At 40.3% G+C, this 11263-nt stretch carries 10 protein-coding genes; 8 read left to right on the top strand and 2 right to left on the bottom strand.

Features of this window, described 5'->3' with window-relative positions:
- Positions 1-339: 339 nt before the first annotated feature.
- Entirely contained in the window at positions 340-1074 is a 735-nt protein-coding gene (truA, locus tag ACM44_RS14135) for a tRNA pseudouridine(38-40) synthase TruA (protein WP_048500710.1), read from the top strand.
- Positions 1075-1354: 280 nt separating this feature from the next.
- Here truA and ACM44_RS14130 read toward each other — a convergent pair whose 3' ends face one another.
- Positions 1355-3112: a tetratricopeptide repeat protein gene (locus ACM44_RS14130; protein WP_160304066.1), complete on the bottom strand. Its 1758-nt coding sequence runs from the start codon at positions 3110-3112 to the stop codon at positions 1355-1357.
- Positions 3113-3900: 788 nt separating this feature from the next.
- On the opposite strand from ACM44_RS14130, the gene ACM44_RS14125 reads away from it, so the two are divergent.
- The 5 genes from ACM44_RS14125 to ACM44_RS14110 all read left to right on the top strand — a co-directional run bounded on the left by ACM44_RS14125 (position 3901) and on the right by ACM44_RS14110 (position 8417).
- Positions 3901-4494 (top strand): hypothetical protein, encoded by a 594-nt coding sequence (locus ACM44_RS14125; protein ID WP_048500708.1) that lies wholly within the window; start codon positions 3901-3903, stop codon positions 4492-4494.
- A 70-nt stretch (positions 4495-4564) separates the two neighbouring features.
- Entirely contained in the window at positions 4565-5002 is a 438-nt protein-coding gene (locus tag ACM44_RS14120; RefSeq protein ID WP_048500707.1) for a hypothetical protein, read from the top strand.
- Between the two features lie 77 nt (positions 5003-5079).
- Positions 5080-6222, top strand: a complete 1143-nt coding sequence (locus tag ACM44_RS14115) for a hypothetical protein (RefSeq protein WP_152669387.1) — start codon at positions 5080-5082, stop codon at positions 6220-6222.
- 10 nt (positions 6223-6232) lie between these two features.
- Positions 6233-6421: a hypothetical protein gene (locus ACM44_RS15630; protein WP_206540205.1), complete on the top strand. Its 189-nt coding sequence runs from the start codon at positions 6233-6235 to the stop codon at positions 6419-6421.
- Positions 6422-6671: 250 nt separating this feature from the next.
- Entirely contained in the window at positions 6672-8417 is a 1746-nt protein-coding gene (locus ACM44_RS14110) for an ABC transporter ATP-binding protein (protein ID WP_048500705.1), read from the top strand.
- Between the two features lie 106 nt (positions 8418-8523).
- Here the strand turns inward: ACM44_RS14110 and ACM44_RS14105 are convergent, their stop codons facing one another.
- Positions 8524-9810, bottom strand: a complete 1287-nt coding sequence (locus ACM44_RS14105) for an aldehyde dehydrogenase family protein (protein WP_048500704.1) — start codon at positions 9808-9810, stop codon at positions 8524-8526.
- Positions 9811-10003: 193 nt separating this feature from the next.
- On the opposite strand from ACM44_RS14105, the gene gcvH reads away from it, so the two are divergent.
- Positions 10004-10381, top strand: a complete 378-nt coding sequence (gcvH, locus tag ACM44_RS14100) for a glycine cleavage system protein GcvH (protein WP_048500703.1) — start codon at positions 10004-10006, stop codon at positions 10379-10381.
- Positions 10374-10733, top strand: coding sequence for a VanZ family protein (locus ACM44_RS14095; RefSeq protein WP_048500702.1), 360 nt, complete (start codon positions 10374-10376; stop codon positions 10731-10733). The genes gcvH and ACM44_RS14095 overlap by 8 nt, the downstream gene beginning before the upstream one ends.
- Positions 10734-11263 lie beyond the last annotated feature (530 nt).

Below are 11263 nucleotides of genomic sequence, written 5' to 3'. Positions count from 1 at the left end.
ATGATTTCATGGCGATTCTATTCTTGCTGATTGTAACCAGCAATCTGCGCAATCTGTGAAATCTGCGGGAATTCTTTCAATTTTTGTCCTGAAGCTGTTCTTGCAGATTCCGCTAATTTTGCAGAAAAATTGAGATAGGAGTTTATCTGCCACGAATTCACTAATGAAATCAAGATGTATGATCAAGTCGAAAATTCGTGGATTGACTTCGTCGAATCTTCGATTTCGTGGCAGTTTTTTTTTGTGGATTCTGCAGCAGAAATCAGCAAGCTCTTTTTTGATGTGATTACTGACTTGAATTTTTCGTGCATTCGTGGCTTTTATTTTAAATTTGCACCAATGCGCTACTTCATCGAATTTTCATACCACGGAAAAAACTATTTCGGCTACCAGATTCAGCCGCGGGAAATCACCGTGCAGGAAGAACTGGAAAAAGCTTTATCCCTCATTCTTCGCGAAGAAATCAAAACGACGGGAGCGGGAAGAACAGACACCGGAGTTCACGCAAAAAAAATGTTTGCCCACTTCGATACGGAACAAATTTTAGAGGTAAACCTTCCGCACAAACTCAACAGTTTCTTGCCTCCCGATATTTCGGTCAAAAGAATCTTTAAGGTAAAAGATGATTTCCACGCAAGATTCGACGCCACTTTCCGAACCTATGAATATTACATTTCTTTAGAAAAAAATCCATTTACCCAAGATTCTGCGTGGCAAATCTGGAGAAGGGATTTAGACATCGACAAAATGAACGAGGCGTGCAAAATCCTTTTTGAATACGATGATTTCACCAGTTTTGCCAAACTTCACACCGACAACAAGACCAACCTCTGCAAAATCTACAAAGCAGAATGGACACAAAACGGTTCCGAACTGAAATTCACTATTTCTGCCGACCGTTTTTTAAGGAACATGGTTCGCGCAATCGTCGGAACTATGGTCGAAATCGGAAACGGAAAAATCCAACCTGAAGATTTGCGCACCATCATCGACTCCCAAAACCGCAACGCAGCAGGAACTTCCGCACCGCCACAAGGTTTGTTTTTAGTGTATGTCGGTTACAATTTCCCGTAAAACGCGATTAATCGCGTGTCACGGTTTTGAGTGGGAGAGTCGGAGAGTGGGTGAGTCAATGGTGAATTCGCTGCGCTGTGAATTTCTTCGAGTGAATTTCTTCTTTAGCTATGATCTTTGAAATTTGAAACCTGAAACTTGATACCACTGAAACAATTGCAACCACATAATAATCTGCGTCATCTGTGAAATCGGTGAGAAATTATCATTGGCTAAAAACGATAAACTTAGTTTTCAACTCTAAACCGCCGAAAGCCGAAAGCCGATTGCTTAAAGCCGATTAATCCTTCCCAAAATACTGCTTCACAGAAACACCAAACTTCTTCTTGAATTCCTTATGGAACATTTCGTTGTTGGTGAAGCCCGTTTTTTCTGAAAGTTCTGTGATGCTCTTCAATTTATTTTCAGGTATTTTGAGGAGCTGCAGGAAATAGTCGATTCGGAGGTCGCTCAAATATTCGTTGAAGTTCTTTTCTTTGTCGGCTTTGATGATGGCGGAAATATACTTTTCGTTGGTTCCGAAATCCCTTGCAAGCGAACTGAGCTTAATGTTTTTGTAGGTAAAGCGCTTTTCTTCTTCGAATGTGGCGAGTTTTTTCTGGATGAGGAGCACTGTTTCTTTCCGGATCGGGGCATATTTGCTAAAGTCGGTGGGTTCAGAACTTTCAGGTTCGGTTAGTGGAAGTGTAGTTGGGGTAATTTCTGTCGGCTCAGCTGTAAACGGCGCATCGTTGTGTAGGGAAAGGGCAATGGTTTCAGGAGTTTCAGTCGTGGAAAAACCTTGATCTTCCGAATGTGGTGATATTTTTTTTCGCAGTTTTTTACTCCGGTTTCGGTAAAACAACAGTCCCGCAACAATTAGTATTGTTCCAATCCAAATCGGTGCAAACTTTTGCCATTTCTTATAGTTTTCCAATTCCTTTTTGGCGGCGAGCAGCTCGGTTTCACCCATTTTCTTTTCTAAGCGTGTGCGGATTTTTTCCCTGCTTTCGTTTTCCTTTTTGGTGATGATCAGGAGTTTGTCGATATAGTGCAGTTGCAGGTCTTTGTCTGCTTTGTTTTTGTAGATGTCGATCATCGCCTCAAAGCCGGGGCGGAATTCGGGGAAGAGTTTGCCCGTTTCATCATAGTCCTTTTCGATCAGCTGCAGGTAGGGAATGGCTTTGTCGTATTGGTTCAAGTGGTAGTAGCTCATGCCGATATAGAATTTTTCGGTGAGATGTTTCCATTTGTCGTCGTAAAGTTTCAGGGCTTCGTTGAGTTTCTCGATCGCTTTGGGATAATTGTTTTGGAAGTAGAAGTTGGTTCCTTCGGAAGAGACAAAATACGGGAAGTAGCCCAAAAACTCCCGGTTTTTGCTCACATAAGCTTTTCCCTCGTCGATAAGATTCTGACTTTCAGAAAAATGTTTCAAGCGATTTTCAGTTCCAATTAATCCAAGTAATGAGTAGAGGTAATATAGTCGATAGTCAGTATTGCCTATTCTCTTTTGATTGTTTCTGAAAAACTCTGTGGTTTCAATAAATAAAGTATTGGATTCCGAATAAGCTCCCAGAAAAGTTTTGATTTCCGCAATCGAATATTTTGCTGTATTGATTAAATAAAGATTCTTGGTTTCTTCAAAAATTTTTAAAGCGTCAAGGGTATATTCTAAGGATTTCTCATAATTTTCATTTCCCTGATAAACCAAAGCTTGTGACAGAAGCGCCTCACCTGTCTTATTCCTGTCATTCAGTTTTATAGAGGAAACAATTAAACTGTCACCGTATTTTAGTTGTATTTCTTCTCTGGAATTAAAGGTTGCAAATAAATATCCTTTATGAATATTATCGGCATTCCCTTCTTTTTTTGCTTTCCTAATAAACATTTCTACATAAACCATCGACTGTTCGGGTTGATTTTCCAGAGACTTTATCTTCTTTTCCAATGCCGGATAATCAGAATATTCGCTTAAATATTCGCCGGGCTGCGCAAATGACAGGAACGGCAATTGTGTAAAAAGGAAAATCAGGAGAAAAAAACTGCGGAATTCCGTCACTTTGGATGCTTTTGAAACCCAAATGTAGCTAAAAAATCTTATCTCTCGGAAATTTTTTATATGCTGATTATGAGTGGTTTGCTGATGGGGTTTTCCTTTTTTGACAATGGTTTTTCTGATTTTGACAATTTTCATCATTAAAATTTCCGTCGGTTCTTTTGGTGGGTATCGGTTCGGCATATAGATTTGTCGGTAAGGAATCACGGAAGATTTTCGGAAAGAACAGGAGCTCGCTATTTCAGATTTTGTGAAGAAAGGAGTAAAATAAATCTCACAGATGAAAACGAAAAACTTTTAAGACGCAATTGCATGTGATTAGAATTTTTTAAACCCATTAAAATTTTAAAGCATGAAAAAAATAGTATGGTTCGCTGCCGCAATCTTATTGTTTGCATTGACGAGCTGCCGATAACAGGAGAATTTGCCCTATTTTCAGAAAGAAGATATGGATACAGCCAAAGACCTCATGATGAACAGGAATAATTCCGAAGATTCGGATTCTGTTCTTGTAGGGTTGCCTCAAGAAAATGACCCTAATGTAAAACCACCAATTAAGTAATTGACCAGAATATTCAGTAGCTACGAATAGGAGGAGTTTGCGGGAACTCCTAAAACATCCCGCAATAGCCGGAAGAAGCGGAGCCGGCGGCTTAAAACAAACGGTTTCGCAAAACTTAAATCTTTAACCAAAGACAGCGGTCGCAAATACGTGCCTCTCCCGACCGTTGCTCTTTAAAACCAAAAATCTGGAGGGGACAAAAATTATAAGGATTTTAAAAAGAAAAATTATGAAAAGAATTATCATGCTCTTTTGCTTATTGGCACTTGTATCCTGTCAGCAAATTGGCAAAACAATTTTCGGTTTTAAAGACCCGAAATTAGAGAACCCCCAAAACATCAAGATGTATTTGGATCAGAATAAAATGCAGCATGGCGACAACTATCTTTGCAAAGACAAGAAAGCATTTTCAGACATCATAAAAGTCTTCTATAAGAGAATTCCCGAAGCTATATTGTTTGACAAAAACGGTAACGAACTCATTTATAAAGAAGATTCCGAATCATGTAATGCCGGATTATTTCGGGTTATTCCAAATCTGGATGCCAATACTAAACTAAAAACAGGCACTCATAATATACAGCAACTTATTACCGACTTTACTATTCCATTAGAATCGGAGTCAATGCAGGTAATGAATGATTCAGATTATTATCTTATGATCAATTGGGCAATTTTTGTAGGAAATAGAAATGTTGACCATGTTTCGGCTTGGCAGGAGCTGGCTGAAAACAACAGAAAAGTGAAAATTAAGGTAGTAAAGCTGAATATGGATTTCCAAGACGGATGGGGACTGACAGAGAAAGAGATTCAATTTAAATAAGTTCAGGATTGAAAATAACCTGTAACAGAATTACACCCATATTAATCGTTAAATTTTAAACCCCTATAATATGAAAAAACAACATGCAATTTTGCCTGCAATGTTTCTTTCGCTCTTTCTGTTTTCGCAAGAGGCAAGGATTTCGGCAGATATTCGTGGCAGAGACTGCCACGGAGGTTTGGGATTGTGCGATGTTTCTGGGGAGCCGCCAAGTGTGAACAAAGATGCGGTTACGGTGAGAAAAATTTCCGGTCAGTCCATCGCTTTTGTGTTTGACAACAGAACACTTTCCACAAGCTCGCAAAGAAACATTGCAGGAAAAGAATTTGACAAAATTTCACCCACCGAAAAATTGCAATTCTCTCAGGAAAAGGATATCATCCTCGAGGATTCTTTGCTCGATCAATTGCAGATTGACAGAAAGTACGGGAGAATAAAGGAGGGGAATTATCCGCTGCTTTTCGAAAAAGAGGAAGCGGTGGTGATCTTCACCCTTTCAGAGAAGTAATGCGCTTCGTGATTTCTAAACCCGGGCATTGCCGGTGAAGCGACTAATGGCAATGCCCATTTTAAAATTTGAGTATTATGAAAAATTTACTACAAACTACAATGATCTTCCTTTTCTTCTTTTTAGGAGTCATCTTTGCTTTTGCAGAAGAACTTAAAGATGATCCCAATATAGTGGTGGAAGAAATGTATGCGGAACTCGAAACAGTTTCTAAAAGCTATTCCGAAAAAATCACTTTCTATAACAAGAAGTTGCAAGAAATTGATATTGCCCTAATTCAGGAAAAAAACACGGAAAGAAAACTCAATCTGCTCCTTGAAAAGGATATGCTGAAAACAAACATCAGCAATAATCTTTCAGATATGTCGAATGAGATTTCTAAAATCAGATACATAAAAGGATTACAAATTATCCGAATCTTATATGAAAAGGTTCTAGGGCTGGATCATCATTTTTCATCCGTTAGAACTTTTTCGGAAATTTCAAAAATCTCAAACCCTACCCAATATCCTGAATTTGAAAAAGTGCAGGATCTCATCAAGTCAAAAAAAGATAAGAAGTTTGGTTTCGATCTCACAAGTATTTTGGGAACAAACTCAATTGCCTCGGTAATCAATACATTTACAAGCATGTTGGTTTCCAACCTTACCAAAGAAGAGAAAGAATCTGAGCTAAAAAAAGTGGACTGCATTATCGACTTCACACTCCGGATGCAGAATGACTTGAACACGATTTATTTTGAAACCGCCTTTCTGCAAAAATCAAATGACGGAATCAAAAAAGATATCGAAACGCTCTTTCGCGATTACACCAAACCAATAGGTTACGCAAAATCACTTAAAGAATGTCGCGAAAACGACGACTGGAGCGAGGTGAAAGATAAACTCGAAAACTATGTGCTGACCATTGCTAAATCCGAAAACCTTCAAAAAAGAAAGATGCAGATCGAGGTGGAGTTTCCTATTGACCGACTCATCCAGTTTATCGGCGGATACAATAACTTTATCAATTCGGGTGAACAGTTTTACCAGAAATTTAGCATTATCCTAAACAGCTACCAAAACCAAACACAATGCGAAAGTAAGTTACCGATCGAATACGGCAAACTGAAATCCGACATTAATATTGCCATTGATAAGTTCAATGTCGCCTACAAACCCGTAGAAGTAAACGGCAGCAAAATGAAGGAAATACTTTATGGCATCAATGAGTTTCAGTAGCAATACGATAATGAAAAAGATCTTTACTTTTTTTAAAACCTTTCCCACAGCAATCTTGCTCTTTCTCGCAGGATTGATTTCCTCTTGGATGGTTTATCTCTCCTGGAGTAAATTCCTCAATCCAACAATGGCTGCTTATGGCGCCGTTGCGGTTCTAACCTTTGCTTTGTCGGCGTTGATGTTTCGGTGGAGGTATTGAGGGGGTGTGTTGGTAAGTCGGAGTGTGGGTGAGCCAGAGCGAAGATGAGTGATGGGCGATGAGTGATAAGTGATGAAATTCAATAGTGAATTTCTTCGAGTGAATTTCTTTCCTCAGTTATGATCTCGAAACTTCAAATCTACCTGTCGGCAGACAGGCCTGAAACTTGAGAATTGCAACCAACACAAACAAATACACGTTCTATCCAACTCCAACTTTTTACGTATTTTTGCACCGTTTACAAGAATAAATGAAGAAGCAAAGCACTTGGGATATTATCAGACGGCTTTTCGTGATTGGCATGAAGTTCCGCGCGTGGTTTATTTTCACGCTCGTTATTTCAGTCCTGCTTTCCGTAATTTCCACATACAGACCTTATCTCACCATGCAGATCGTGGATACAGACATCATCCGGCTAAAGGACAAGGCGCTGATGATGAAGCACATCTATATTTTGGTGGCGCTGGTTTTTGGGGAAACCATTCTGAACTTTTTCCTGGTCTATTTTTCCAATTTTATTTCGCAAAATGTCATTCGCGATATTCGTGAACGGCTTTACCATAAACTGATCTATTTCCGCACTTCCTTTTTCGACAAAACTGCGGTGGGGCAGCTCGTAACCAGGGCAGTAGGTGATGTGGAGACCATCGCCACCGTTTACACGGATGGATTCTTGATGGTTTTTGGCGATATTTTACGTATCGTTTTCGTGCTGTTCATGATGTTTCAAGTGGATGTGCACCTGAGTTACATATCATTAGCGATTCTTCCGCTGATGGTGCTCATTACAAGATTTTTCCAAAAACGGTTGAAAAAAGCATTTAGCGATGAAAGAACCTGGACCGCCAATCAGAATTCCTTCGTTCAGGAACGTTTATCGGGAATGACCCTGATCCAGGTCTTCAACCGTCAACAAGCGGAATTCAAAAAATTCGACCAAATCAATATCACTTTAAAGGGTGCGTTGCTGAGAACGGTGTTTATTTTTTCATTGTTTTTCCCGGTGGTGGAACTGATTTCTTCTTTATTCATAGGATTCATTTTGCTTTATGGCGGATTCATCACCATCAAAGCCGGTGCGGTGATTGCCTTCATTCAATATATTTCAATGTTGATCCGCCCATTAAGACAAATTGCAGATCGCTTCAATAATATTCAAAGGGGAATTGTGGGGGCAGAAAGGGTTTTGGGAGTGATGGACGAAGATTTTAACCTTCCGAATCACGGAAAAATTGTCAAAGACCACTTCGATGGAAAAATTGAATTTAGGAATGTTCACTTTTCTTATGATGAAAAGCAGGAAGTTTTAAAAGGCATCAGTTTTAAAGTCAATCCCGGAGAAACGGTGGCAATCGTCGGTGCCACCGGTGCGGGAAAAACTACAATAATCAGTTTGATGACCAGGCTTTATGACATCAATTCCGGGAAAATCCTTTTGGATGACGTGGATTTGAAGGATTATGAACTTCATAATCTAAGAAGTCATGTGGGAGTGGTTTTGCAGGATGTGTTCCTGTTCCACGGAAGTATTTTCGAAAACCTTTCTTTCGGTGATGAAACCATTACCTTAGATAAAATCCGCGCGGTGGCAAAAGATATCGAGGTGGACGACTTCATCATGTCGCTTCCGGAAGGTTACGATTATGTGGTGCGTGAACGCGGTTCCTCTATTTCTTTGGGACAAAGACAGCTGCTTTCATTTTTAAGGGCATATCTTACCGATCCGAAAATTCTGATTCTGGATGAAGCGACTTCCTCCATTGACCACGAAAGCGAGAAACTCATCCAACGCGCCACGGAAAAAATCACCAAAAACCGAACTTCCATCATCATCGCACACCGACTTTCAACCATTGAAAAAGCAGATAAGATCATTGTCATGGATCACGGCAAAATTGTGGAAGAAGGAAAACACATGGAACTTCTGGATAGGAACGGTTACTACGCCACACTCTACAAAGCCCAGCTGAAAAGGGAAGTGGAGGAGAGCGAGTGAAAACCTACCGGCATAAACAGCATTGAATAAAAAAAACTTCGAACGCAGGTCCGAAGTTTTCATAAGTAGTCTATTTTCCACCTAATGTGGCTATAATTTTTTCCGACTAATTTCCTACAATAGTCTTCACCGTCACAAATTCTTTCAGCGCAAGTAGGGAAAGTTCTACTCCGTAACCCGAAGATTTCGCTCCACCGAAAGGCAAACGGGGATCCGAACTGGAGGACTTGTTGATGCTCACGGTTCCCGATTCCAGATTTTCAATAAAATACTGTTGTCTCTTTTCGTCCGTTGTCCAGACTGAATTGGAAAGTCCGAACTTCACATCGTTCGCAAGTTTCAGGGCTTCGTGGTCGTCTTTCGCAAGCATCACCATTCCCAGTGGCCCGAAAACTTCTTCTTCCAGAATTGGATTTCCTTCTTTCACCTTGATCAATCCAGGTATGAATTCGTTTGGCGAGATCCTTTCAAGCGGCAAAATAATTTCTGCTCCGGCTTTTAGTGCCATCTGATATTGTTTTTCCAAATCATCTGCCAAATCCGGCCGAGCCATTCCTGCAATTAAGGTTTCTTTGTCCAAAGGATTCCCGGGAACATACTTTTTATATTCCTCGATGAATATAGGCAGAAATTCCTGCTCCACACTTTTTTGAATGATGAAACGTTTTCCCGCGTTGCACGCTTGTCCGCAATTTTGGAGTCGTGCTTTTGTACCGCTCTCCGCTGCATTCCTGAAATCGGCATCGTCCAAAACGATAAACGCATCGCTTCCGCCAAGTTCTAAAAGCGATTTTTTGATATTTTTTCCGGCGGTTGCGGCAACTTCAGCACCTGCTTTCTCACTTCCGGTCAAACTCACGCCACGAACAATAGGATTTTCCAAAATCTTTTGCACTTCTGCGTGCCCAATTTCCAGATTTTGAAAGACCCCTTTCGGAAAACCGGCCTCCAAAAATAGTTGCTCAATTCTGTTGCCACTACCGAAGCAGATCGACGCATGCTTCAAAACCACTGTGTTTCCAGCTAAAATAGCCGGAACAGCAAACCTTAAAACTTGCCAAAATGGAAAATTCCACGGCATCACGCCCAGAATCACCCCTTTCGGAATATAGTGGATCTCGGAAATCCGGAATTCGGTTTTCACTTTTTCAGGCTGCAGTACGTTTTCCGCTGCGGCATAATACCTGCACATGAGCGCACATTTTTGGATTTCTGCAATCGACTGGGCAATCGGCTTGTTCATCTCCTTCGTGATGATTGTGCCTAATGTTTCTGAATGATCGTCTAAAATAGCAGCTAATTTGGTAAGAAGAATCTGTTTCTCTGAAAAAGATGTTTTTCGCCAGCTCTCAAAGGAATTTTGAGCGGCATTCAACTTGGTCTGTAAGTTCATTATTTGAAAATTTTAGTTCACCTTATATATAAGGTAGTAAAAAGTAGCACCACAAAGATAGCAAAAACGAGCCAAAAGCATTTCCATGTTCATTCAAACCATCTACCGAAGGCATTTTTCAATAAAATCAAAGAATGATTTGTTGATGAGATTATTTTCTTTAATTTTGAAAAAATAATTAAAACAGAGTAAAATGAATACACCGGCTGAACTAAAGTACACCAAAGACCACGAATGGGTAAAAATTGAGGGGAATATCGCCACCATCGGCATCACAGATTTTGCGCAGAGCGAATTAGGAGACATTGTCTTCGTGGATGTGGATTCCGTAGATGACGACTTATCTGCTGGAGACGTCTTCGGGAGTGTGGAAGCGGTGAAGACCGTTTCAGATCTTTTTCTTCCGATTTCTGGTCAAGTAACAGAGTTCAACTCAGAATTGGAGGACCAGCCAGAACTACTAAACACCGATCCTTACGGCGCCGGCTGGATCATCAAACTCCAGATCGCTGATGGTGCAGATACTTCAGAACTCCTTTCTGCAGAAGAATACCAAGCATCAATTGGATAAGATATCCCGAATATTAAGTAAGATTTTGCCCATTTATTGGGCATTTCTTACTTATATGCTCCTCAAGCCAGGAGTGGAAAACTTGGAGTATCCATTCATGTTTAATGGGGTTGACAAAATCCTCCACCTTTGCATCTTCGCACTTTTGGGTTGCCTTTTCATGGCCACATTCCCAAAAATTAGATTCCACTGGTTCATACCAATCATGTTCGGTTACGGACTGCTCACAGAAATCCTCCAGGATCAAATGGGATTAGGCAGATCATTTGAAGTATTGGACTTGGTTGCCGACACCATTGGAGTCACCATTGGATATTTCCTGTTCAAAAGATTAATGAAGATCAACTTTTGATTTTTTTGGGCGGTCCCCTCGCCCGCGCTTACCGATTCACCCCTATTTTTTTCCAGCAGCTCGGGTCGGGCTATCCGTTACAACTCCTCGTCCAGCGGCCAAATTGCCAACGCTACTGCGGGGTTTCCACTACTATCCCTACCGCAAATACACGCTTTTCACATAATGTGGATAACTTTAAATAGATTTTTTTCCACTAAAAACCAGCCTTTTGCAATCCGATTTCTCCACATTGACGATTAACGCCCAGAATTCGTTTGGAGAATAAGACCCAATTAGCCTACTTTTGCACTCACCTTTTTAAAAGAGGGTAAGCGAAGTAGATCAATAGAATAAAGCGAAACGAATTAAAAGTAAAGAAATTTATTTTTATTTTTTTTTAAAAAAATTCTTGCAGTTTTCCAAAAAGTTTATATCTTTGCAGTCCCTAATCGAGAGAACATGGGGAGCGCAGAAGAGATATGACATACGAGGGCAGACGGATTTAATGGTTTAAGAAATTTTTCAAGCTGAAACAAAGACAGTTAGAC

Source organism: Chryseobacterium koreense CCUG 49689 (genome assembly GCF_001045435.1).
GTDB lineage: Bacteria > Bacteroidota > Bacteroidia > Flavobacteriales > Weeksellaceae > Kaistella > Kaistella koreensis.
The sequence above is the reverse complement of the archived record's forward strand: the minus strand, read 5'-3'. Positions and strand labels throughout refer to the sequence as shown.